The organism is Enorma burkinafasonensis (assembly GCF_902150035.1).
GTDB classification, from domain to species: domain Bacteria; phylum Actinomycetota; class Coriobacteriia; order Coriobacteriales; family Coriobacteriaceae; genus Enorma; species Enorma burkinafasonensis.
This window is the reverse complement of record NZ_LR597515.1, coordinates 1-24,919: the sequence shown is the minus strand read 5'-3', so window position 1 is coordinate 24,919 and position 24,919 is coordinate 1. Positions and strand designations below refer to the sequence as shown.

18 protein-coding genes are annotated in these 24,919 nt (G+C 68.7%); 17 read left to right on the top strand and 1 reads right to left on the bottom strand.

All coding sequences use genetic code 11. The features are described from left to right. Positions 1-167: 167 nt before the first annotated feature. The 4 genes from FS885_RS07970 to FS885_RS07955 all read left to right on the top strand — a co-directional run bounded on the left by FS885_RS07970 (position 168) and on the right by FS885_RS07955 (position 4,549). Entirely contained in the window at positions 168-599 is a 432-nt protein-coding gene (locus FS885_RS07970) for a zinc ribbon domain-containing protein (protein WP_144744531.1), read from the top strand. A 184-nt stretch (positions 600-783) separates the two neighbouring features. Further along, positions 784-2,547, top strand: a complete 1,764-nt coding sequence (gene thrS / locus FS885_RS07965) for a threonine--tRNA ligase (RefSeq protein ID WP_144744530.1) — start codon at positions 784-786, stop codon at positions 2,545-2,547. Between the two features lie 171 nt (positions 2,548-2,718). Continuing rightward, the gene (locus tag FS885_RS07960) at positions 2,719-3,873 is read left to right on the top strand and encodes a PLP-dependent transferase (protein ID WP_144744529.1); all 1,155 of its coding nucleotides are present in this window, start codon (positions 2,719-2,721) and stop codon (positions 3,871-3,873) included. Positions 3,874-3,973: 100 nt separating this feature from the next. Beyond that, a complete protein-coding gene (locus tag FS885_RS07955) occupies positions 3,974-4,549 on the top strand; it encodes a manganese efflux pump MntP (RefSeq protein WP_144744528.1) in 576 nt (191 codons plus the stop codon). A 77-nt stretch (positions 4,550-4,626) separates the two neighbouring features. Here FS885_RS07955 and FS885_RS07950 read toward each other — a convergent pair whose 3' ends face one another. Further along, entirely contained in the window at positions 4,627-5,436 is an 810-nt protein-coding gene (locus tag FS885_RS07950) for a hypothetical protein (protein WP_144744527.1), read from the bottom strand. Positions 5,437-6,253: 817 nt separating this feature from the next. On the opposite strand from FS885_RS07950, the gene FS885_RS07945 reads away from it, so the two are divergent. The 13 genes from FS885_RS07945 (at position 6,254) to dnaG (ending at position 24,523) form a co-directional block, all read left to right on the top strand. After that, entirely contained in the window at positions 6,254-7,768 is a 1,515-nt protein-coding gene (locus tag FS885_RS07945) for an IMP dehydrogenase (protein WP_144744526.1), read from the top strand. A 198-nt stretch (positions 7,769-7,966) separates the two neighbouring features. Further along, a complete protein-coding gene (locus FS885_RS07940; protein ID WP_144744525.1) occupies positions 7,967-9,601 on the top strand; it encodes a hypothetical protein in 1,635 nt (544 codons plus the stop codon). Positions 9,602-9,664: 63 nt separating this feature from the next. Beyond that, positions 9,665-10,438, top strand: coding sequence for an N-acetylmuramoyl-L-alanine amidase (locus FS885_RS07935; RefSeq protein ID WP_144744524.1), 774 nt, complete (start codon positions 9,665-9,667; stop codon positions 10,436-10,438). A 5-nt stretch (positions 10,439-10,443) separates the two neighbouring features. Beyond that, on the top strand, positions 10,444-11,568 hold the full coding sequence (locus tag FS885_RS07930) for a YARHG domain-containing protein (RefSeq protein ID WP_186365827.1): 1,125 nt from the start codon (positions 10,444-10,446) through the stop codon (positions 11,566-11,568). A gap of 170 nt (positions 11,569-11,738) precedes the next feature. Continuing rightward, positions 11,739-14,321: a leucine--tRNA ligase gene (gene leuS / locus FS885_RS07925; protein WP_144744522.1), complete on the top strand. Its 2,583-nt coding sequence runs from the start codon at positions 11,739-11,741 to the stop codon at positions 14,319-14,321. A 258-nt stretch (positions 14,322-14,579) separates the two neighbouring features. Next, positions 14,580-15,074, top strand: coding sequence for a ribosome maturation factor RimP (locus FS885_RS07920; protein ID WP_144744521.1), 495 nt, complete (start codon positions 14,580-14,582; stop codon positions 15,072-15,074). Between the two features lies 1 nt (position 15,075). Continuing rightward, entirely contained in the window at positions 15,076-16,314 is a 1,239-nt protein-coding gene (gene nusA, locus FS885_RS07915) for a transcription termination factor NusA (protein ID WP_144744520.1), read from the top strand. An 83-nt stretch (positions 16,315-16,397) separates the two neighbouring features. Continuing rightward, positions 16,398-19,070, top strand: a complete 2,673-nt coding sequence (infB, locus tag FS885_RS07910) for a translation initiation factor IF-2 (protein ID WP_144744519.1) — start codon at positions 16,398-16,400, stop codon at positions 19,068-19,070. A 15-nt stretch (positions 19,071-19,085) separates the two neighbouring features. After that, positions 19,086-19,526 carry a 30S ribosome-binding factor RbfA gene (rbfA, locus tag FS885_RS07905; protein ID WP_144744518.1) on the top strand — a complete coding sequence of 147 codons (441 nt, stop codon included), beginning with the start codon at positions 19,086-19,088 and terminating at the stop codon, positions 19,524-19,526. Continuing rightward, positions 19,519-20,577 carry a DHH family phosphoesterase gene (locus FS885_RS07900; protein ID WP_186365826.1) on the top strand — a complete coding sequence of 353 codons (1,059 nt, stop codon included), beginning with the start codon at positions 19,519-19,521 and terminating at the stop codon, positions 20,575-20,577. The genes rbfA and FS885_RS07900 overlap by 8 nt, the downstream gene beginning before the upstream one ends. A gap of 6 nt (positions 20,578-20,583) precedes the next feature. After that, positions 20,584-21,555 (top strand): tRNA pseudouridine(55) synthase TruB, encoded by a 972-nt coding sequence (gene truB, locus FS885_RS07895; protein WP_144744516.1) that lies wholly within the window; start codon positions 20,584-20,586, stop codon positions 21,553-21,555. After that, positions 21,552-22,562 carry a riboflavin biosynthesis protein RibF gene (gene ribF / locus FS885_RS07890; RefSeq protein WP_144744515.1) on the top strand — a complete coding sequence of 337 codons (1,011 nt, stop codon included), beginning with the start codon at positions 21,552-21,554 and terminating at the stop codon, positions 22,560-22,562. Before truB ends, ribF begins: the two co-directional genes overlap by 4 nt. Then, positions 22,559-24,523, top strand: a complete 1,965-nt coding sequence (gene dnaG, locus FS885_RS07885; RefSeq protein WP_144744514.1) for a DNA primase — start codon at positions 22,559-22,561, stop codon at positions 24,521-24,523. Before ribF ends, dnaG begins: the two co-directional genes overlap by 4 nt. Positions 24,524-24,919 lie beyond the last annotated feature (396 nt).

Genomic DNA, 24,919 nt, shown 5'->3' with positions numbered 1-24,919 from the left:
CGCGTAAGGGGCGCGGTGCCGCATCGAGGTGTGCCGGGAATATGGACGCGGGCGGCGCCTGCGCGTCCCGGATGAAGTCACCTTTGGCGTATGGGCATCATCGGTATACAATAACGTGCTGGTTTCGCTTAGATTCGCATACGGAGACTGAAAGGTATTGATGCCGTATGATGCAGTACATCCAGGAGCTCATGTCTCCGCAGCTCATGTTCGCCATCTATCTCTTCATCGCGTTCATCGTCGCGCTCTACGTCCTCTCGGTCGTCTACGTCTTCGTCGACGCCCGTCGCCGCGGCTCGCAGTATTTCTGGGCCTGGGGCCTGCTTGCGCTCCTGCCGTTCGTGGGCCTCATCGCGTATAACGTGCTGCGCCCGAGCTCGTACCTCACGGACCGCGAGGAGCAGGAGCTCGACGTCGCCCTGCGCGAGCGCCAGCTCGCCCAGTACGGCACCTGCCCCAACTGCGGCGGCCCCATCGAGAAGGACTTCATCGTCTGCCCGGTCTGCAACACCCAGGTGCGCAACGTCTGCCCCGGCTGCCATCGCCCGCTCGACGCGCACTGGAAGGTGTGCCCGTACTGCCGTACGCACATCCAGTAACGAGGGTTAGCTCGATCATGTGCCTCATCGCCCTTGGCGGCCTCACCCAGACTATCTAGGCGCCTGTCCCTCCCGGCGACCGCGCGGTCGCGGGCAGGCGCCGCATGCGCGCTCGGTCCCTGGTGGCCGGGCGCTTCTTGTATCCGCCGCGGCCCGTGCGGCCGCTTACCTTGAGGAGTCACCCATGAAGGTCCTGTACAACGACGGCCACATCGACGAGTGCCCGGCAGACGAGGTCACCCACGTCGTCCGCCACAGCGCCGCGCACATCATGGCGCAGGCGATCAAGCGCCTGTACCCGGAGGCGGACTTCGCCTACGGCCCCGCCACCGACAACGGCTTCTACTACGACATCGACCTGCCCGAGGGCACCAAGATCTCCGAGGAGGACTTCCCCGCGATCGAGGCGGAAATGAAGAAGATCGTGAAGGAGAACCTCAAGTTCCAGGTCTTCGAGCTCCCGCGCGCCGAGGCTATCGCGCTTATGGAGGAGCGCGGCGAGAAGTACAAGGTCGAGCACATCGGCGACCTTGCCGACGACGCCCGCATCACGTTCTACCAGCAGGGCGAGTACATCGACATGTGCGTGGGCCCGCACCTCACCTACACCAAGGCGCTCAAGGCCTTCAAGCTCACGGGCGTCTCGGGCGCCTACTGGAAGGGCGACAAGGACAACAAGATGCTCACGCGCGTGAACGGCACCGCCTTCGCCACGAAGGAGGAGCTCGACGAGCACCTGCGCCTCATCGAGGAGGCCAAGAAGCGCGACCACCGCAAGATCGGCCGCGAGATGGACATCTTCATGATGCGCGACGAGGCCCCGGGCTTCCCGTTCTTCCTGCCCAACGGCATGATCTTGAAGAACGAGCTGCTCGACTACTGGCGCGAGATCCACCACGAGGCGGGCTACGTCGAGATCTCGACCCCGCAGATCATGAGCAAGCACCTGTGGGAGACCTCCGGCCACTGGGACCACTACAAGGACAACATGTACTCCACCACGATCGACGACGAGGAGTACTGCATCAAGCCCATGAACTGCCCCGGCGGCGTGCTCGTGTACAAGAGCCGTCCCCACAGCTACCGTGAGCTGCCCATCCGCGCCGGCGAGATCGGCCTCGTGCACCGTCACGAGATGCGCGGCGCGCTGCACGGCCTCTTCCGCGTGCGCTGCTTCAACCAGGACGACGCCCATCTCTTTGTGCGCCCCGACCAGCTCACCGATGAGATCGTGGGTGTGGTGAACCTCATCGACTCCGTGTACCAGAAGTTCGGCTTCACCTACCACCTCGAGCTCTCCACGCGCCCCGAGGACTCGATGGGCTCTGACGAGGACTGGGCAGCCGCCGAGGCGGGCCTGCGCGAGGCGCTCGAGCGCCTGGGCAAGGACTACGTGGTGAACGAGGGCGACGGCGCCTTCTACGGGCCCAAGATCGACTTCCACCTCGAGGACTCGCTCGGCCGCACCTGGCAGTGCGGCACGGTGCAGCTCGACTTCCAGATGCCGCTCAACTTCGACCTCGAGTACACCGATGCCGACGGCGAGAAGCGCCGCCCCATCATGCTGCACCGCGTGTGCTTCGGCTCCATTGAGCGCTTCATCGGCATCCTGATCGAGCACTTCGCGGGCAAGTTCCCCACGTGGCTCGCGCCCTGCCAGGTCAAGGTCCTGCCCGTGTCCGAGAAGAGCCGCGACTACGCGCTCGACGTCACGCGCCGTCTCGAGGACGCCGGCATCCGAGCCCTATGCGACGAGCGCGACGAGAAGATCGGCTACAAGATCCGCGAGGCGCGCAACATCGACCGCCCGCCGTACATGCTCATCATCGGCGAGCAGGAGGTCGCCTCGGGCACCATCTCGGTCCGCGACCGCTCGAACGAGACGCACGCCGCCGAGCTCGATGAGTTCATCGCGCAGGTGAAGGCTGAGATCGCCGAGCGCCGCTAGCGGGCGCCACATAGACCGCAGGGGACCGGAGCGCAGCATCCTTGCGCCCCGGTCCTTTTTCGTATGTGCCGCCCTCGCGGGGCTTGAGGGCGCGTTGACGCGACATATCGCCGCACAGGAGGGGCGACAACCGGTATAATTCTTGGAGTTGACGTGAGAGAGGGGAACGAGATGGCTTCTCGCCAAGTTGAGCTCGCCGGACAGATCGCCCGCATGCACGGGGCGCGGGCGGCATGGCTGATGCGCGCCACCTGCCCGCTCGACCTCCTCACCAAGCTCGGCGTCATCGGGCCCGAGGACCATCTCGTCGCGTTCACGGCGGCCTGCTGCGACGCCGTGCCCGATGTCCTCACGTGGGGGAGCGTCGTGACCGTCGACGACCCGGCGCCCGAGGCGTTCCTCGCGCAGTCCGGCTGGGGCGACCCCGACTATCTCGCGCGCTTCTCGACCTGCAGCGATGACGGCCTGGCCGCGCATGGCTCGCCCGCCTCGTACGCGTTCGGCTCGGGCATGAGCTCGGCGCGCCTGTTCTGGTTCGTCGATATGCTCGGCGCGCCCGGCGTGCGCTTGCCGGACATCCGCGCCCTCGCGCGCGCCGCCCGCTCGGTGGGGGCGCTCCTCATCGTCGACTGCTCGCGCGCGACCTCGTTCGCCTGCAAGCCGCTGGCCCTTGGCGCCCAGGTGTGCCTCGAGGCGATCGGCTCCGATGACGCGGGGTGCCTGAACGCGCAACGGCCTAAGTCCTACGCCGTGTGCATCGCCCCGTCATGCACCGGACGCGGGCGCAAGCGCCTGGTCCATCCCGAGGCGGAGGATGCCTACCGCCTGTTTACGTTCCGCCTGGGCGACCCCGCTGCCGCCCCGAGCGGCTCCGCGGCGCTCGACGGCGACGAGCTCGACCGTATCGCGAGCGTGCTGGGTACCTTGCCCGCCGCGATGCAGCAGCGCATGGACTCCGCGCGCGCGATCGCCGCGTACCTCGGCTGCCATCCGAGCGTCGGCTACGTCTGGTATCCGGGTATCGCCTCGCATGTCGACCACGGCGTCGCGACGGTCACGCTCGAGCACGGGTTCGGCCCCGTGATCGACTTCTGCCTGACGGGCGCCCCGCTCGCGTCGTGCGAGGGGCGTGCCCGCCGCCTGATCGAGCTCTTCGAGTCGGTCCGGCCCAAGGCTGCCGACGCCCGCCCAGTGAGCGCGGTGTCCTGCATCAAGGCGGGCAACCTCGCCTACCTGAGGATCTACGCCGGGCTCGACGACCCGCTCGAGGTTACCGACAGCCTCGACCAGGCGCTTCGCCTCTTCTGCAATCCTCCGCAGCCCTGATGGTGCCCTCTGCCTGGGGGAGGCGGCCGCCCGTGCGCGGGCGCCCGTCCCGGGTGGGACGGCCAGCCTAACGTAGGGACTCGGGGAGGAACCCTTACCCATGGATTTCGCTTTCACCGGCGCTGACCTCGTTCAGAGCCTGCTTCTGGGCGTCGCGCTCGCCATGGACGCCATGGCCGTGACGCTCTCCAACTCGCTCTGCGAGCCCGATATGCCCGCCTCCAAGAAGCTCGCCATGCCCGTGGCGTTCGCCGTCTTTCAGATGGCCATGCCCATCCTGGGCTTTTTCGGCGGCACGCTCATCGCGCCTGTCATCGAGGCGTACGCGGGCATCGTCTCGCTCGCGATCCTCGCGTTCGTGGGCGGCAAGATGATCGTCGAGGCGGTGCGCGAGCTGCGCGAGCCCGAGGAGTGCCCCGCCACGGGGCTCACGTACCCGACCATCATGCTCGAGGCGGTCGCGACCTCGATCGACGCTTTCGTGGTCGGGGTCTCGCTCGCCGCCGCGGGGGCGAACATCGTGCTCTACGGCGCCTCCATCGGAATCACGACCTTCGCCTGCTGCTGCGCCGTGCTCGTCGTCGGCCGGCGCCTGGGCGCGCACTTCGGCCCGCGCGCCGAGATCGCGGGCGGCGTCGTGCTCGTCCTCATCGGCCTCAAGGCGTTTCTGGGATAGGAGGGGCGCCCCCCCGCCCCGGTGCCCGCCTGCGCCGCCCGCCGGCCGCACCGCAGCTGCTTGCCGCGGCGCACCGGTTAACGGGCGGTCGCATCGAGCGAAAGCAGCTCGCGCCACAGCCTTTGCTGGGCGTCACGGATGCCCTGGGTTTCGGGATGCCGGTGGAAACGGCCCCTAGCGCAGAGGTCGGCGAGTATCGTGTTGATGGTGTTCCAGCTCATGAGCTGGCCTTCCGTTATGGTGGTGAGGCCGATGCCCATCATCCTCAGCGCGTTCGCCTTGCGCCCGTCGCGCTCGTGCGCCTCGCGCGAGAGATGGTGCGCGTTGCTGTCGTATTCCACGTCCTGCATGATGGACTCTATGAAGACGTCGCCTTCGAGTTTCTCCCTGCGCGCGATGAGCGCCGCCTCGGGTGAGAGCTCGATCTCGCGGTTGAGCGTCACGCCGGGGATTCCGCGCCCGCCCATCCGCCGCGGCAGCGCTATGAGCGCGGCGAGCTCGGCTTCCCTCGGCGAGCGCGCGCCCGGCCTCATGTGCTCGATCACGCGGCGCGCGGCAGATGGCGAGCGGCACGAGCGCGACAGGCGAAAGAATGACGCCAGGTGCTCCGGCGAGGTCAGCGGCGGGCGCTTGCGCATCCCGCTCTCCGCATGGGGATCCAGGGCGTACCTGCCGCAGAGCTCCGAGGCGAGCATCCAGGCTTGCGCGATGCTTGCGCCCTTGGTCAGCTGGTAGTACACAAGCTCGGGCCTTGCCACGAAGACGCCGTGCTCGATCTCGATGAACGCTGTGAGATGGAAGGGGTCCGTATCGAGCACCGTGCGCGTATACGTCGAGAGGCGGCGCCGTCCCGGTTCGCAGACGAGGGTCACGAGGGGGAGCGGCAAGCCGAACATCTCCGCAAGGGCGCTGGCGAGATCGCGCTTTGGGGCCTGGGGTCTGACACGGCATCCCGGCCCGGTGCAAGGCGAAACAAGTCCTGATCGCTCTTGGCTCAGCAGACGCGCGAGCCGGACTCCATCCGTTGGCGACCGGTATATCTCAAGCGCCGATCTGCCACAGATAAACGTCGATGAATTGTCCATGCAGATGTCTCCTCCCGGAGGCATGCACAGGAGAGGGGTGCCCATCATACCAGAACCGTCGGGGCGCCGTCTGCTCGCGTGCCACGGCGAGTTGAAGCGATGCAATCCGATGAACGAATGTATGTATCGCGACAGGGAAATCCATCCGATTGAAAAATGAAGAATAATCGCCCTACATTTCTTTTTCGAATTGCAGTCACAATCGTTCGGCAGGTAAAACATGCAGGTAGAGACTATAGGCAAGCTGCGACCTCAGGTTGTGATTTGTTCATTTTTCTATCGAATGGAATTGAGTGACATTCGACATTCATTTGAAGAGCGAATTGCAGAAAACGCGCCGAAAGCTATTCATTTGAAGACCGAATGGCATGGCGAGGCGGACGCGTGCGGGTGAGGGGGCCTCATCGCGAGCCTGCGAGCCGGCTCGGCGCCACGTGCGGCCCCCAAAGATGCATGTTTTTCGCAGGCGATTTCGTGCGGAGACTATCGCCCTTACCTGAGCTACAATGGCTCGTCAAGAACCGTATCGCCAAACGGTTCCGTCCACGCCGCCGTGTGGACCTCCTCGCAGCCGCTGCGCCCGGGGAGGGCCCGCACCCAAAGAGAAAAGAGGAGTATCATGGCGATGTTTTTCCCCGGCGAGTCCCATACGTTTTCCGAGTACCTGCTGGTGCCTGGCTACTCTTCTTCGGAGTGCGTGCCCAACAACGTCTCGCTGAAGACCCCGCTCACGCGCTTCAAGCGCGGCGAGGAGCCCGATATCACGCTGAACATCCCCATGGTCTCCGCCATCATGCAGTCCGTCTCCGGTGAGGAGATGGGCATCGCGCTCGCGACCGAGGGCGGTATGTCGTTCATCTACGGCTCGCAGACCCCCGAGCAGGAGGCCGCGATGGTCAAGGCCGTGAAGGACCACAAGGCCGGTTTTGTGATCTCCGATTCCACCCTCACGCCTGACATGACGATGGCCGAGGTCATGGACCTCAAGCAGCGCACCGGGCACTCCACCATGCCCGTCACGGAGGATGGCACCGCCCACGGCAAGCTGCTCGGCATCGTGACGAGCCGCGACTACCGCCCCTCGCGCGACGACCCCAACATGAAGGTCGCGACCTTCATGACCCCGCGCGAGCAGCTGATCGTCGGCGACAAGGACATCACGCTCAAGCGCGCCAACGACGTCATCTGGGACAAGAAGCTCAACGCCCTGCCCGTGGTCGACGAGAACGACCACCTGGTGGGCATCGTGTTCCGCAAGGACTACGACTCGCACAAGACCAACCCCAACGAGATGCTCGACGCCAACAAGCGCTACATGGTGGGCGCGGGCATCAACACGCGCGACTACGAGACCCGCGTGCCGCTGCTCATCGAGGCCGGCGCCGACGCGCTGTGCATCGACTCCTCCGAGGGCTTCTCGGAGTGGCAGAAGCGCACCCTCGCGTGGATCCGCGAGAACTACGGCGACTCGGTCAAGGTCGGCGCCGGCAACGTCGTCGACGCCGAGGGCTTCCGCTTCCTCGCCGACTGCGGCGCCGACTTCATCAAGGTCGGCATCGGCGGCGGCTCGATCTGCATCACGCGCGAGACCAAGGGCATCGGCCGCGGTCAGGCCACGGCGCTCATCGACGTGTGCCGCGCGCGCGACGAGTACTTCGAGGAGACCGGCATCTACGTGCCCGTGTGCTCCGACGGCGGCATCGTCTACGACTACCACATGACGCTCGCGCTTGCCATGGGCGCCGACTTCCTCATGCTCGGCCGCTACTTCGCGCGCTTCGACGAGAGCCCCACGGCCCGCGTCAACGTGAACGGCCAGTACATGAAGGAGTACTGGGGCGAGGGCTCCGCGCGTGCGCGCAACTGGCAGCGCTACGACCTCGGCGGCGCGGCGAAGCTCGCGTTCGAGGAGGGCGTGGACTCCTACGTGCCCTACGCCGGCTCGCTCAAGGACGGCGTGGGCGCCACGCTCTACAAGGTGAAGTCCACGATGTGCAACTGCGGCGCGCTCTCCATCAAGGAGCTGCAGGAGAAGGCGCGCCTCACGCTCGTGTCGGCGACCTCGATCGTCGAGGGCGGCGCGCACGACGTCGTCGTCAAGGACCGCAACCACCAGATGGTGAGCTACCAGTAGGCGAGGTTTCGGGTTTCGAGTGCTGCGGGCGGTCCATGGGCCCGCGCGGGAGGGACTCGGCTCTGAACCGCTGAAGCGCGGCATAGCATTCGATTACGAAGAGCTTGAGAAGGCCCGGTGCTGCGGCATCGGGCCTTCTTGCGTGCAACGATGGCGACGGCGCCGCGCTGGGGCGGCACCGGACCGATCGGAGTCAAGATGGCCGTTTCGCTGCGAAGGCTTGGCGCGGCGCTCCTCCTCTCGCTGCTCGCGCTCGCCTGGAGTCCCTATGCCTGGGCGCTTGAGGGCACGAGCGGGGATTCCGGTGGCGGAACGGCCCTCCTCGCGCCGATCGACCTCACGTCGGGCGGCGACGTCGCGGGCGATGGCTGGGCGTGGACGGCGGCGGACCGTGAGCTCAGCCTCTCGTCTTGCGACCTCGCCTTCTCGGGGAGCGGGTTCATCCTGCCGCCGATGAGCTCCGTCACCGTTGCGGGCGACTGCACGCTCCGGACCGGGCTCGGCGAGGCGCCGGCGCAACCCGGAGTGATGGCCGCCTTCGATGCCAACACCGCGTACGAGGAGGGCTCCACGCTGACGTTTGCGCCCGCAGCCGGCGGCGGATCTCTCACGATCGCCTCGGCTGCGGTCCCCGGTGAGGTGACGAGGACAGCATGCTACGCGATCTACCACGCGCTCGGTTCGACTGAGGTTCGGGGTCTCCCGCTCAGCCTTTCGGGCTTCGGTTCCGGGATCTGCTCCGATGCCGCCCTCACGTTGGAAGGAGTCACCCTCACGGCCGGTGCATCCAGCGTCGGCGGCCGCTCCCTGTGCGCCCCGCACCAATGGATGCTCAGCACCTCGGGCTGGCTGCGCGTCGTCGACAGCGACCTGGACATCCGCATGGCCGATGGGATGGCCGCCCTCTACGCGACCGACCTCACGCCCTCGGAGCACGCGGGCGAGATCTCCATCGAGAACAGCCGTGTCAACATCGCTATCGAGGACAGTGCGGACGCCACCCAGGGGACCTCCGGTGCGCTTTCCGTGCGCGGCACGAACGCCCTGTACAGCGAGGGTTCGATAGGCATCTGGAACAGCGAGGTGGATGTTACCGCCCGCTCGCTCGACCCGCGCGTCTCGGTCGTGTCGGGTCTGCGCAGCCATGCCGATATCGTGATAGCACGAAGCAGGGTCACGGCCCTGGCCGCAGGTGGCGCCAAGGCGGTTGAGGTGGTCGCTACGGGACACGTGACGCTCGAGCGCGACCTCGTGAGACAGGGGAGCGCGCATGTCGAGCAGGCGGGGGAGTTCATCTCGGAGCACGAGGACGCCGACCCTGTGGGCGGGACGGTCGTGATCACGCCGCCGAGCGCGGATACCGGGGTGAAGCGCGTGACCGTGGCGGGCATCGAGGCCAAGGCCGCGGGCGCGGGCGCCTTCGCCGTCGAGCTTCCCGTGGGCGCGCCCGTGCCCGAGGCGTCCCAGTTCGAGATCGAGGCGGTCGATCCGGCGGCGTCCGTGTCGGCTCCGGTGTCGGCTAACGGGGGAGCGACCTGGACGTTCACCGTGACCGCCGAGGACGGGACGGAAGCGACCTACTCCGTGCGGGTGACGCGCGCGCCGCAGGAAGGGGAGGGGTCGGGGCCCGGAGACGAGGGCTCGTCCGGCGGCGGCACGGTTCCCGGGGAGCCGGTGGAGGATGCCACAGGCGACTGCCAGGCGGCGGCGGAGCGGCCTTCCACCGGCACGCTGCCGGCGACCGGCGACGCCTCGACGGCAGCGGTCGCGGTGCTCTCGGCCGTCGGGTTCTGCGCCCTGGTGGCGAGATGGGCCAGGCGCGCCAGCGTCTAAGGGGCGCCCACGCGCATCCTTGTCGTATCCTAGAAGGACACGTCGGGAGAGGGGTGCGCGCTCATGATGAGGTCCAGGGTCATCGCGCTGGCATGCGTCGCGCTGATCGCGCTTGCCGGTTGCGCGCCCGCCCCCTCGGGGGCGGGTTCCGTTGTCGGCTCGATAATCGCTGATGCCCCCGCGGCGTCGGCGGCGGTCCTGGGACCGCGCGCGTTCGTGGAGTGCGCCCACGCGTGGACGGTGTCGTCTGAGCCCGCGATCCGGCTCCGCCTGGGCGTCATCGAGGATTACCGCGCATCGTTCGTGCATGGACCCAAGCCCGCCGCGTACCAGGGCTACATCGTCATCCACGATACCGAGGGGTCCGGCTCGCCGCAGGCGGTCGTCGCCTCGTGGGATGCGGCAGGCGAGGGCGTGGCGGCGCACTTCGTGATCGGGCGCGACGGCACGGTGGTCCAATGCGTGCCGCTCGACGCGATCGCGCACCATGCGGGGTTCGGCGACAACGGCCACAACGAGCGCTATGGCGTCACCGACGAGTCGCGTGACGACCGCGTGGGGACCGGCCCCGGGCACAGCTGGGCGGGCGACTACGGCATGAACTCGTACTCCATCGGTATCGAGCTCGTCCACCGCGGGGGCGCGGAGGACTACACGCCCGAGCAGCTCGACGCCCTCGACGGGGTCATCGCCCTCATCGACGCGCACTACGGGTTCGAGAGCGAGATCATCGACCACAAGGCATGGCGCTCGGGCAACTCCGATACCTCGCCCGAATTCGCCGTATACTTGGAGCGATACCGAATCGACCGTACCCATGACGGCACGGGAGGATGATCGATATGTTCTGCACGAAATGCGGCGCCGAGCTCGAGGACGGCCTCGAGTACTGCAGCGCCTGCGGCGCACGTATCACGCCGGAGCTGCGCGCCGGCAACCGGGTCCCCCGGGCTGGGGGCGCGCCTGCCGAGGACGCGGCCGACGTCACGACCGTGATCGGCGGATCTGCGCGCCAGGAGCCCCCGGCGCCCGAGGTCACCGCGCCCATCCCCGCCGCGATGCACCCGACGGCTCCCGATGCGGCGCGGACCCCGGACCCCGGCCCGGCTCCGCGCCGGGACGGGCGGCTCAAGGTCGTCGGCGCCATCGCGGCGGCAGTCGCCGGCTTCGCGCTGCTCGGCTTCCTCTTCTGGGCGTTCGCACTCGGCGGGCTCTTCAGCGAGCCCGAGCCGGTCGAGCCCGTCCCCATCGAGGGGAGCGCCGAGGTCGAGGAGGACGACGTCCAAGAGCCCGTGGCGCTCGCGCTCTCCATCGACGCGCTCGACAGCAGCGAGTACCCGCACATGACCGTTGACTTCACCCTCTCTGCCGCCGATACGCACGACCTGTCGCTCACCGAGGAGGGGCAGGAGGTGCTCGCCCAGCTCGACGACGCCTCGTTCGTGGTGACCGATTCCCTCGACGGCGGGGAGGCGGCCTCCGTCGAGATCGAGGACTTCAGGCTGCTCGACGCCGGTTCCTCCTGGCGGATCGAGTGCACCGCTACCGATTCGGCCGGCGCCGGGACGCACATCCTGGAGGTCTCGCTCGACCCGGATACGGGCTATACCGCGAGCACCTCGGTCCAGTTCATGGTCACGGATGCCGATGAGCAGGCCGAACGCCCCGAGGAAGGTGCCGGCACCTACCTCGTGCCCGCCAGCTCAACGCGCGAGATCGACGCCTCCGACCTCGAGGGCCTCTCGGATTGGGAGCTCTGCCTCGCGCGCAACGAGATCTACGCGCGCCACGGCCGCATGTTCAACAACGCCGAGATCCAGGCGTACTTCGATGGCCAGGACTGGTACGAGCCCGTCTTCGCGCCCGCGGACTTCGACGAGCGGGCGCAGCTGAGCGACCTCGAGCTCGCGAACATCGACACCATCTACGCTTACGAGCAGGAGCGCGGGTCCCAGTACGTGTCGTAGGCGGCCGCGCCTCGCCGCCAAGGACGCGCCTTCGGGCGCAAGCCGGGCGCGCCGCCCGTTCCCCAACTTTCGCGCCACGGCGGGGGAACGAAGCGGCCAAGCCTGCTAGAATATCGAACGTTACCGTTTCGCCGCGCTTGGCGCGGCCCCGTCTATCGAGGAGCCATCCTATGTGCGACCAGCACGACCGTACCCATGAGATCCCGGCCTACGACGCCCAGGCCATCGAGTCCAAGTGGATGAGGGCCTGGGAGGAGCAGAACCTCTTCGCCGTCGATGAGGACGCCTCCAAGCCCAAGAAGTACGTGCTCGAGATGTTCCCGTACCCCTCGGGCGACCTGCACATGGGCCATGCGCGCAACTACACCATCGGCGACGCCATGGCGCGCCAAGCGCGCATGCGCGGCTTCGACGTGCTGCATCCCATCGGCTTCGACGCCTTCGGTCTGCCGGCCGAGAACGCCGCCATCAAGCACAACACCCAGGCGGGCGAGTGGACCTACAAGAACATGGACCAGGCGCTCGCCACGATGCGCCGCATGGGCTTCTCCTACGACATGGACCGCCTCCAGAGGACCTGCGACCCCGAGTACTACCGCTGGGGCCAGTGGATCTTCGAGAAGATGTGGGAGCGCGGCCTCGTCTACCGCAAGAAGAGCCCCGTCAACTGGTGCCCCGGCTGCAACACCGTGCTCGCCAACGAGCAGGTGACCGAGGGCCACTGCTGGAGGTGCGGCTCGGTGCCCGAGAAGCGCGAGCTCGAGCAGTGGTACTTCAAGATCACCGACTACGCGCAGGAGCTCCTCGACGACCTCGAGAAGCTGCCCGGCTGGCCCGAGCGCGTGAAGCAGATGCAGGCCAACTGGATCGGCCGCTCCGAGGGCGCCGAGGTCGACTTCACCCTCTGCGACGCCGAGGGGAACCCCGTTCCGGGCGACGAGGGCAAGATCACCGTCTTCACCACGCGCGCCGACACGCTCTTCGGCTGCACGTTCTTCCTGCTCGCGCCCGAGTACAAGGGGCTCATCGAGCTCGTCCAAGGAACCGAGTACGAGGCGGACGTCCGCGCGGTCATCGCCGGCGCGGAGAAGGTGTCCGCCGTGGAGCGCGCCCAGGGCACGCTCGAGAAGCACGGCGCCTTCACCGGCCGCTACGTGGTGAACCCGGTCTCCGGCCAGAAGGTGCCGGTGTGGGTCGCCGACTACATCGTCTCCGACTACGGCACGGGTGCCGTCATGGCCGTTCCCTGCGGCGACCAGCGCGACTTCGAGTTCGCCCGCAAGTACGGCCTGCCCATCGTGCCCATCATCCTCATGGACGACGAGCGCGCCGGCGACGAGGAGGCGGGGGAGTCCATCGACACCTACCACGCCGAGACCGTCGACTGGGACTCGGCGCACGCGGCCGAGGGCACGCTCGTGCAGTCCGGCAAGTACACCGGCATGCGCGGCGGCAAGCACTCGGAGGGCGAGGCGGCCATCGTCGCCGACCTCGAGGCCGCCGGCACCGGACGGCGGAGCGTGCAGTTCCGCCTGCGCGACTGGCTCATCAGCCGCCAGCGCTACTGGGGAAACCCCATCCCGGCCGTCCACTGCGAGCACTGCGGCATCGTTCCGGTGCCCGAGGACCAGCTGCCGGTCATGCTGCCCGCGAACCTCGACCTGGGCGCGGGCGAGACGCTCGCCGAGTGCGCCGAGTTCTATGAGACCACCTGCCCGGTCTGCGGGGCCCCTGCGCGCCGCGAGACCGACACCATGGACACCTTCACGTGCTCCAGCTGGTACTACCTGCGCTACTGCGACCCGCACAACACCGAGCTGCCATTCTCCAAGGAGGCGGCTGACCGCTGGATGCCGGTCGACAACTACATCGGCGGCATCGAGCACGCGATCCTGCACCTGCTCTACTCGCGCTTCTTCACCAAGGCCCTGCGCGACATGGGGATGCTCGACGTCGACGAGCCCTTCACCAACCTGCTCTGCCAGGGCATGGTGAAGGACGCCAACGGCGAGACCATGTCCAAGTCGAAGGGCAACGTCGTGCCGCCGAGCTCGGTCATCGAGCCGTACGGCGCCGACACCATGCGCCTCGCGATCCTCTTCATCGCACCGCCCGAGAAGGACTTCGACTGGGACGAGGACGCCGTCGCCGGCGCCAACCGCTTCATCAAGCGCGCCTGGCGCATCGTCTGGCAGCTCGCCGGCTCCGGCTCCGCCGAGGCGCGCCTCAACCCCGGCGCGCTCGACGCGGCCGCCAAGCAGCTCTACCGCGAGCGCCATCGCACGCTCGCCAAGTGCACCGAGGACTTCGACCGCCAGCAGTTCAACACCGCGATCTCCTCGATCATGGAGCTGGTGAACGCCGCGAGCGCGTACATCAACGCCACCGAGGACGACCCCGCCCGGCGCGACGCCGCTCTCTCGTGGCTCGTCGCCACCGACATCGTGAGCGTGCTCGCGCCCATCTGCCCGTTCTGGGCCGATGAGCTCTGGCATGCGGCGCTCGGCCACACCGAGAGCGTCTACACCGCCCCGTGGCCCGAGTTCGACCTCGCCGAGGCCGCGAGCGACACCGTCGAGATCGCCGTCCAGGTGCTCGGCAAGCTGCGCGCCCGCGTCGAGGTCTCGACCACGGCGACCCAGGACGAGATGCGCGCCGCCGCCGAGCGGGTCGCGGTGAGGTGGCTCGAGGGCAAGACCGTCGTCAAGGCGATCTGCGTGCCCGGCAAGCTCGTGAACCTCGTGGTGAAGTAGGCGCCCGCGCAAAACGTCGCCTTCAGCGACGCGGCTCCGTACACGGTGCGGGGCCGCGTCGTCTTTATGCGCCCGGTGAACGTGCCCGCAAGACGCCAATTGTGGAGCTATTGCGAAGAGAATCGGGTGCCCGGAGCGGTCGCGCCGCCGCGTTTTCCGCTTCTGACCTGCCTGTGCTAAGCTATCGGAGGTAATTGACGTGAAGTGAAGGGAGTGCGGGTTCGCCCGCGCTTCCTTTTTCTTACAAGGGGGTGTGACATGGTCAAGAGCGCTCAGGAGCAGGCCATCATCGACGCGCTCGAGGGCGTCGCCGCCGATCACGGCGTCGATATCGTCGATGTCGAGCTCACCGGCGCCACGAAGGCGCCGTGCGTGCGCGTGCGCCTGGAGGGCGCCGATGGCGAGTCGCTCTCGCTCGATGCGGTCACCGAGCATACCGGCTGGGTGGGCGATGTCGTGGAGGCGCTCGACCCGGTGAGCGGGTCCTACACGCTCGAGGTCTCGACGCCCGGTCTCGATCGGCCGCTGCGCCGCCCGCGCGATTTCGCCCGCTTCACGGGCGAGCGCTGCGAGCTCACGACCACCGCGACCGAGGGGCGCCGCCGCTACAAGGGCGTCATCGCCCAGGCGACCGACGACGCGGTCACGCTCGAGCTCGAGGGCGAGGACCCCGTCACGATCCCGTTCGACCAGGTGAAGAAGTGCACCTTGAAGCCGGTCATCGACTTCAAGCGCAAGGAAGGGAAGAAGTAACATGGCATCTCAGATGATGGAAGCTCTGATGGAGCTCTGCCAGGAGAAGCATATCGACCAGCTGTTCCTCATCGACCAGCTCGAGAAGTCGCTCGCCAAGAGCTACGAGGACATCCTGCACCTGCCGCACGGCGCCGAGGTTACCATCGACCGCGCCTCCGGCAAGGTCTACGTCTACGAGCTCATCCCCGTCGAGGACTCCTTCGACGAGGAGACCGGCGAGTACACCGAGTTCACCAAGCGCGACGTGACCCCCAAGGACACGAGCCGCATCGCCGCCCAGCACGCCAAGGCCGAGATCAACGCGATCGTGCGCAACTCCGCCCGCCGCCAGATCTTCGAGGAGTTCTCCGACCGCATCGGCGACATCATCACCGGCACCGTGCTGCAGTCCACGCCCGACTTCACCATCGTGAAGATCCGTGAGGGCGTCGAGGCGGAGCTCCCGCACTTCGACCAGCGCCGCTACGAGAACGAGCGCAACGAGCGCCCGGTGGGCGAGCGCTACCGCCACAACGACCGCATCAAGGCCGTCATCATCGACGTGCGCGACCCGGACGCCAACGTGCAGCCCGTCCGCGGCGAGCACTCCCGCCCGCCCATCGTCATCTCCCGCACGCATCCGGCGCTGCTGCGCCGCCTCTTCGAGCTCGAGGTGCCCGAGATCTACGAGGGCTCGGTCGAGATCAAGTCCGTCGCCCGCGAGCCCGGCCAGCGCTCCAAGGTCGCCGTGCACTCGCTCGACAGCCGCCTCGACCCGGTGGGCGCCTGCGTGGGCCCCAAGGGCAGCCGCGTGCGCACCGTCGTCTCCGAGCTGCGCGGCGAGCGCGTCGACGTCATCCTCTGGGATGAGGACCCGGCCCGCTACGTCGCGAACGCCCTGTCGCCGGCCAAGGTGACGCGCGTGCTCATCGACGAGGAGAAGCGCTACGCCGGCGTCATCGTGCCCGACGACCAGCTCTCGCTCGCGATCGGCAAGGAGGGCCAGAACGCCCGCCTCGCCGCCCGTCTCACCGGTTGGCACATCGACATCAAGAACGAGACGCTCGCCGCCGACATCCTGCGCAACATGCCGGTGCACCAGGAGCCCGCAGACGACCTTCTGGACGACGACGAGCCCGGCCGCTGCGCGTACGTGAGCGAGGACGGCATCCGCTGCCGCAACCAGGCCCGTCCCGGTTCGCGCTACTGCGGTGTGCACGAGTCGGACGCCATCGAGTCGGCGGAGGATCTGATCTAGCGGATCGGGGGCGCGAGCCCCGCATGAAGGTGGTCCGTTGGATGTTCTGCGCGCGAGGGCGCGCGAGAGGTAGGTGATTGCACATGGCTAAGACCCGCGTATCAAGCCTTGCCAAGGAATTCGGGATGACTTCGAAGGAGCTCATGGGCTACCTTGCGGAGATGAAGATCCCCGTCAAATCGGCGTCGTCCGCGCTCGAGGACGCCTATATCTCCATGGTGCGCAAGAAGCTCGCACCGGTTATCGAGGCGCGCGCCGCCGAGGTCGAGGCGAAGCGCAAGGCCGAGGAGGAGGCGCCCGCCGCCGAGGAGGCCGAGCGCGCCCGCGAGGCCGAGGCCGAGCGCCTGGCCGTCGAGGCCCGTCGCGAGGAGGAGCGCCGGCTCTCGAGCGCCATGCGCGCCGCCGAGGAGGCCGCCCGCGCCGAGGAGGCAGAGCGCGCCCGCGAGGCCGAGCGCATGGAGCGCGAGCGCAAGGCCGCCGAGGAGCTCGAGGCCAAGCGCCGCGCCGTCCCCGCGTCGGACTCCGGCTCGCGCTTCCGGTCGCTGCTCGACCAGATCGCGGCCCAGGAGACCGTGCTCGAGGAGCGCAAGAAGGCCGAGGAGGCCAAGCGCAGCGAGAACGCCGCCGAGCGCCCCGCGCGCAAGGGCGAGCGCCGCGGCGGCCGCCGCGAGGAGCATGCCGGCTCGGGCCATCAGCACCGCAGCTCGCAGGCGCCCTCGATGCCGGCCGCCATGGACGTCCCCGCGCCCGAGAAGGCCGGCAAGGGCCGCAAGGGCCGCAAGGGCGCCCAGCACGCCGACGAGGACCGCTACAGCCGCATGGCGCGCGAGGCGGAGGAGTACAGCCGCGAGCGCGTGCTCGAGGAGGCCCGCATGGCCGTCGAGGAGGCGTCGCGCGGCGACGGCGGACGCCGCCGCAAGCGCAAGGAGAAGCGCATGCGCGAGGCCGAGGCCGCCCGCGAGGAGCAGAAGCTCGAGCAGGCCAAGGCCCAGGGCATCAGCGTCGAGGAGCTCGACGCGGTGCGCGTCTCGGAGGGCGTGACCGTCGCCGAGCTCGCCGAGGCCCTGGACGTCCCCGCCAACGACATCATCAAGCGCCTGTTCCTGCTCGGAACCCCGCTCACCATGACGCAGTCCATGTCGAACGACCTCGTCGAGCTCGTCGCCGACGACCTCGGGCGCCAGATCAAGATCATCAGCCCCGAGGAGGAGAACTCCTTCACCTTCTACGACGACCCGGCCGACCTCAAGCCGCGCCCGCCCGTGGTCACCGTCATGGGACACGTCGACCACGGCAAGACGAGCCTGCTCGACGCCATCCGCCACACCGGCATCGCCGCGCACGAGGCGGGCGGCATCACGCAGCACATCGGCGCCTCCCAGGTCGAGATCGGCGGCCGCCAGATCACCTTCGTCGACACGCCCGGCCACGAGGCTTTCACGGCCATGCGCGCCCGCGGCGCGAAGATCACCGACGTCGTCGTGCTGGTCGTCGCCGCCGACGACGGCGTGATGCCCCAGACCATCGAGGCCATCAACCACTCCAAGGCCGCCGGCGTGCCCATCGTCGTCGCCGTCAACAAGTGCGACAAGCCCGATGCGAACCCCGACCGCGTGCGCCAGGAGCTCGTCGAGCACGGCGTCATCCCCGAGGAGTGGGGCGGCCAGAACATGTTCGTCAACGTCTCGGCGCGCACGCACGAGGGCATCGACGAGCTGCTCGAGACGATCCTGCTCCAGGCCGACGTTCTCGAGCTCAAGGCCAACCCCGACACCTTCGCCTCGGGCTACATCATCGAGGCCAAGCTCGACCGCGGCCGCGGTCCCGTGGCCACGGTGCTCGTGAACCGCGGTACGCTCCGCGTGGGCGACGCGCTCGTCGCCGGTATGAGCTTCGGCCGCGTCCGCGCCATGCTCGACCAGCACGGCGACCACAAGGACGAGGCGCGCCCGTCCGACGCCGTCGAGATCCTCGGTCTCGACTCGGTGCCCAACGCGGGCGACGAGTTCCGCGTCTTCGAGGACGAGCGCGACGCGCGCAAGCTCGCCGACGAGCGCGCCCTCAAGGCCCGCATCGAGGAGCAGAACAAGGTCAAGCACGTCACGCTCGAGACCCTCTTCTCCGAGATGAGCGAGAACGAGCTCAAGGAGCTCAACCTCGTCGTCAAGGCCGACGTCCAGGGCTCCATCGAGGCGCTCGCCGACGCGCTCGGCAAGATGGACCAGTCCGAGGTCCGCATCAACATCATCCACTCCGCCGTCGGCGCGATCACCGAGACCGACGTCATCCTGGCCGCCGCCTCGAACGCCATCATCGTCGGGTTTGGCGTGCGCCCGCAGGCCAAGGCCCGCGACATGGCCGAGAAGGAGAACGTGCAGATCAAGACGTACTCCATCATCTACAAGGCGATCGAGGACATCGACGCCGCGCGCATCGGCATGCTCAAGCCCACGGAGGAGGAGGTCCAGACCGGCATCGCCGAGGTCCGCGAGCTCTTCCGCGTGCCCAAGGTCGGCGTCATCGCCGGCTGCATGGTCACCGAAGGCGAGATCGAGCGCAACGACCGCGTGCGCGTCGTGCGCGACGGCGTCGTGGTGTTCGACGGCGTGTTCGCCTCCATGCGCCGCTTCAAGGATGACGTCAAGACCGTCAAGAGCGGGTACGAGTGCGGTCTGGGCATCGAGCGCTTCCAGGACGTCCACGTGGGCGACCAGCTCGAGGCCTACAAGATCGTCGAGGTCGCCCGCACCGAGTAGCGAAAGGTCGTCTTCGTGAAGCAGAACAACGTCACGCGCCGGCTCTCGGAGCAGCTGCGCGAGAAGCTCGGCTACATCCTGCTGTTCGAGATCGCCGACCCGAGGCTCGACCTGGTGACCTTGACGGGCGTCGAGGTCACCCAGGACCGCTCGTACGCGCGCATCTTCGTCTCGTGCGACGGGGACCGCTACGACGAGGTGCTCGAGACCCTCGCCTCGGCCAAGGGCCGCATCCGCAGCCTGCTCGCGCGCTCGCTCGACTGGCGCATCGTGCCCGAGCTCGACTTCCGCATCGACAAGTCCACCGACGAGGCGCAGCGCATCGCGGCGGCCCTGGAGAACGTCCCGCCGACCATCGGCGTCGAGAAGGACGAGGAGGGCTATCCCATCGCGGATGCCGTTTCCGCCGATGGGAGCGAGGCCGATGTCGAGGAGGGCGGCGAGCTCGATGGATAGCGACACGGCGAGTATCGACCTGCCGGCGTACGCCGACGAGTACTGGGGCATCCTCGACCTCATCGACGAGGCCGAGACCATCGCCATCTGCGGGCACACCTCGCCCGACGGCGACGCCCTGGGCTCGACTCTGGGGTTGGGGCTCGCCCTGCGCGGGCGCTTCCCGACCAAGGAGATCGCCTTCCTCATCGCCGACGACGCCCCGGTGCCGCGCATCTACCGCTTCCTCGCCGGTGCCGACGAGCTCGTGCCGGCGGCCCGCTATGCGGACGACCCTGACCTCTTCATCTCCGTCGACTGCCCGGTGCTCGACCGCCTGGCCGACGGCGAGGAGGTCCTGCGCCGCGCGGGCAAGGTGGTCTGCTTCGACCACCATCCCGCCCGCGAGGAGTTCGCCGATATCGCCGTGCGCCGGCCGGACGCGGCTGCCGCGTCGGTGCTCATCGCCGAGTTCCTCTCGTTCGTGAACATCACCATCGACGCCGGCGTCGCCACGGACCTGCTCTGCGGCATCGTGACGGACACCGGCCGCTTCCAGTACCAGAACGCCGACCCCGAGAGCTTCTGCGTGGCGAGCGGGCTGGTCGCTGCCGGCGCCGACCCCGCGCGCATCTCGCTCGAGGTCTACCAGAGCCAGCGGCTCGACTACCTAAAGCTCGAGTCCGTCGTGATGAGCCGCATCCGGCTCGTCGCGGACGGGCGCGTCGCCTACAGCTACGCCCGCGCCGCCGACCTCGCCGAGCACGGCGTGTCGCAGGACGAGTGCGACGGCCTCGTGGACATCGTCCGCTCCGTCATGGGCGTCGAGGTCTGCCTCTTCCTGAAGGAGATCGAGGACGGCCAGGTGCGCGGCAACCTGCGCTCCAAGGGCGAGCTCGACGTGTCCGGGATCGCCGCGGCCTTCAACGGCGGCGGGCACGCCGCCGCGGCGGGCTTCACGTACGAGGGCACCGTGGAGGATACCCTGCGCGCGGCGCTACCTATGCTCATCGAGCTCGTCGACTGCGTTCGCGACGTCGAGGAGCTCGCGGGCGAGCGCGACGGGGCGTAAGGGCCCATGGCTAAGCGTCGCGTCGCGCAGCTGAACGCGCTCATCGCAATCGATAAGCCCGGCGGATGCACCTCGCACGACGTCGTCGCCCGTGTGCGGCGCGCCGTCGGCGAGCGCCGGGTGGGCCATGCGGGCACGCTCGACCCCATGGCGTCCGGGGTGCTTGTGGTAGGTATCGGCCAGGCCACCCGGCTCCTGGGCAGGCTCACGCTCGACACGAAGCGCTACCTCGCCGAGATCGCCTTCGGTTACGAGACCGCGACCGATGACGCCGAGGGGGCGGTGACCCGCGAGGCGGAGGTTCCCGCCGAGCTTACCGACGAGACGTTCGCCCGCGGCGCGCTCGCGGGCATCCTCGGGGAGCAGATGCAGGTGCCGCCGTCCTATTCCGCGATATCGGTGGACGGCGTCCGCTCGTATGCGCGCGCCCGCGCGGGCGAGGAGGTCGAGCTCGAGGCCCGGCCCATCACCGTGCACGAAGCCGAGCTCATCTCCATCCGCGCGCAGGGCCCGTCGCCTATCTGGACCGTGTCGTTCACGGTGAGCAAGGGGACCTACATCCGCGCCCTGGCGCGCGACCTGGGGCGCTCCCTCAGCTCTGCCGCCCACCTCGCCGGCCTCGTGCGCACCGCGTCCGGGTCCGTCACGCGCGGGGACTGCCTCGAGCTCGACGCCCTCACGGCCGAGGCGGCGCGCGCCGCGGCGCTCGATCCCGTGCGGGCGCTCGGCGCCTATCCGGTCCGCTGCGCGGAAGCGGCCATGGCCGACGTGCTCTGCGGCAAGCGAATCCCGTCCTCGGCGCTCGAGCGTATCGAGGAGGGCGAGCCCGGGGGCCGCCCGGTCGCCCTCGTGTGCGCGGCGCGGCTCGTCGCCCTGGGGTCGCTCGAGGGCGGGTGCTTCGTGCCCACGGACGTCTTCCCGCAGCCCATCGAGGGCGTATCCGGTGAGGCCGCCTCGCGAGGGGGTGGCTTCCGATGATGCCCGCCCTCGAGGAGCTCAGGCGCGACTTCATCGTCGGCGCCCCCGGTGAGGTGCCGGCGCCGGTCAAGGGCTGGCGCCCGGGGGTGCTCTCAGACCTCGGTCCTTCGGTCGCGGTGATCGGGGCCTTCGACGGCGTGCACCTGGGCCACTGCTCGCTCATCGACGCCGCCGTGCGCGAGGCCACCGAGCGCGGCATGGCTTCCGTCGCGGTGACCTTCTTGCCCGATCCAGACGAGGTGGTTTCGCCCCGTCCTGACCTCAAGCTCTGCACGGCAGACGACCGCCTCGAGCTGCTCGCCCGCTCCGGTGTCGATGCGGTGCTGGTGGTCCCTTTCACCCGCTCGATCTCGCGGCTCACGCACGCGGAGTTCTTCAAGCGCATCCTGCTTCCCGCCTGCGACGTGCGCTCCATCCATGTCGGCACCGACTTCAGGCTCGGGTACCGCGGGGCCTCGACCGTTCCGGTCATGCGGGCCTGGTGCGCTGGCGAGGGTATCGACCTTGCGGGGCACGAGCTTCTGAACGTCGACGGCGAGGTGGTCTCGTCTACGCACATCCGCGGGCACCTTGCCGCTGGCGAGCTCGAGCGCGCCACCCGGCTGCTCGGGAGGCGACCCATGCTTCGCGGCACCGTGAACACCGGGCGCGGAGAGGGGACGGGTATGGGCTTCCCCACGGCAAACGTCGCCGTGGCGCCCAAGCTGCAGGTGCCCGCCGAGGGCGTCTACGGCGGGCTCGCGCTCGTCGACGGCATGGTCTGGCCCGCGGCCATCAACGTCGGCAAGCCGCCGACCTTCCGCGACCGGGCGGCCTCCGCCTCGCTCGAGGCGAACCTCATCGGCTTTTCCGGCGACATCTACGGGTCTGCGATCTCGCTCGCCTTCCTGTGGCGCATCCGGGGCCTCGTGGAGTTCGCGTCGCTCGACGATCTGATCGCCACGGTTTTGGGCAATATAGAGGAAGTGCGCGATGCGTTGGGGGAGAGCGGGGTGGCGCTGGCATGATCACCGATGAGGACAAGGACCGCGTCCGCGCGGCGACCGACCTGGTGGAGCTCGTGCAGGAGACCGTCCAGCTCAAGCAGCGCGGCCAGGAGTTCTGGGGCTGCTGCCCCTTCCATGGCGAGAAGACCCCGTCGTTCCACATCATCCCCGCCACGCAGGTCTGGCACTGCTTCGGCTGCGGCGAGGGCGGCGACTGCTTCACCTATGTGATGAAGCGCGAAAACCTCTCGTTCCCCGAGGCGATCCACTACCTCGCCGACCGCGCAGGCGTCGAGATCCAGGACACGCGCGACCGCTACGAGCGCGGCACCAAGCGCTCGCGCCTCATCGAGGTGTGCGAGGAGGCCGCCGCGTTCTACCACGTCCAGCTCATGCGCGGGCGCAACGGCGCGCCCCGGGAGTACTTCGCGTCGCGCGGCATGGGCAGCGAGGTCTGCCGGCGCTACCGGCTCGGTTACGCACCCGGCCGCGGCTCGCTCGTCGCGCATCTGGGGCAGAAGGGCTTCACCCCGCAGGAGATGGTCGACGCCAACGTCGCCGTCGTGCGCGACCGCGGCAACCTCGCCGACCGCTTCTTCGACCGCGTGATGTTCCCCATCATGGACGAGCGGGGCAGCTGCATCGGCTTCGGCGGCCGCGTCATGGGCGACGGCCAGCCCAAGTACCTCAACACCGCCGAGACCGCGCTCTTCCACAAGAAGCGCAACCTGTACGGCTTCAACTGGGCCAAGGAGCACATCGTCGCCCAGGGCCAGGCAATCGTCGTCGAGGGCTACACCGACGCCATCGCCTGCTACGAGGCCGGGATCGGCAACGTCGTGGCCACGCTCGGCACGGCCCTCACCGAACAGCACGTGAAGACCCTCACGCGCTTCGCCAAGCGCATCATCTACCTGTTCGACGGCGACGCGGCGGGGCAGAAGGCGGCCGAGCGCGCCATCGGCTTCATCGAGCAGAGCTCGGCCGACCTGCGCTGCGTGGTGCTCCCCGACGGCATGGACCCGATGGAGTTCATCTCGGCACGGGGCGGCGACGCCCTGCGGGCGCTCCTCGACGGCGCCGAGCCGCTCATGGACTTCGTGTTCCGCAAGCTCGGCGAGCGCTGCGACACCTCCACGCCCGGTGGGCGCGCCGCCGCGCTCGACGATGCGTGCCGGCTCATCTACCCGCTGCGGTCGAGCTTTCTCATCGACTCCTACTTCATGCAGATCGCCGACCTCCTCGGCTTGGACGTCGAGGCGGTCCGTACCGCGTCGCGCCGCGTGTTCCGGCAGGTGCAGGACGAGGAGGCGGCCCAGCAGCGCCGCGAGCAGCAGCGCGAGCGCGCCCGCGGCGGCCGTGGGCCCGAGCCTGCGCCGGAGTATCCCGAGGAGGAGGGCGCGCCCTACGACTACGTGCCGCTCGACGCCTACGAGGGCGGCTCGGCGCCGGTACCGGTCGCCCCGTCGGCTGACGGGGGGCAGGCCCCGGGCGAGGAGCTCCTCACCGATACCGAGCGCCGTGCGCTCGCGGGGGAGCGCGAGCTTCTGACCCTGCTCACGAGCTCACCCGACGTCTTCAGGCCCTTCGCCGAGCGCATCACCGCGATCGACTGGGTCGACCCCAGGCACGAGACCATCGCCTGGGCGGTGCTCGCCACCCCCGAGGGGACCTCGCCGCGCGACGCCATGGACGCCGCGCGCGCCGTGTGCCCCGAGGCGGCCGAGCTCGTCTCGAGCGGCACCATCGCATCCACGAGCAGCCATTCCGTCGAGGCGAACATCGGCTTTCTCATCGACACGCTCGAGCTTTACACCGTGAAGCGGCGCCTCCGCCAGGTGCAGGCGAGGCTCCGCCAGGACCGCTCGCTCGACCATGACGAGCGGCGCGCCCTCACCATCCAGGCGACGCGCGACGCGGCGCGCCAGCGCGAGCTCCAGAAGGCCGTAGAGGGCATCGCCGACCCGTTCCGCGCGTCCTAAGGCAGCTACCGCTTCACTGCGGGATCCGCTTCCCGGGAGCCAAGCGTGAAATGGGCGGAAAGGTTGATTTCCGATCCCAACCGAACACATTGAGCTGACGGCACGCTCCCGCAGTTAACCGAACGCCCCCGAGGTCCTATCCGGGCCCCGGGGGCGGCATTTTCCCAGTTGAAGGAATGGTGGAGATGTGTTTCGATGGGTCCGGTGGCCATGCTCCGCCCGCCGCCCGGCACCTCTTCCCAGACTCAGCCGGACGGTCGGTCCGTCTATTCCGTTTTTCTCCTAGGCTAGGCCAGCGGGGCATCGCCCCTCTCTGCGCGCGCCCTCTCGATGAGCCCCGGCGTCAGGTCGAGATCGCCGAGCGGCACGTCCTCCACGCCGTAGGCGTCCAGCAGC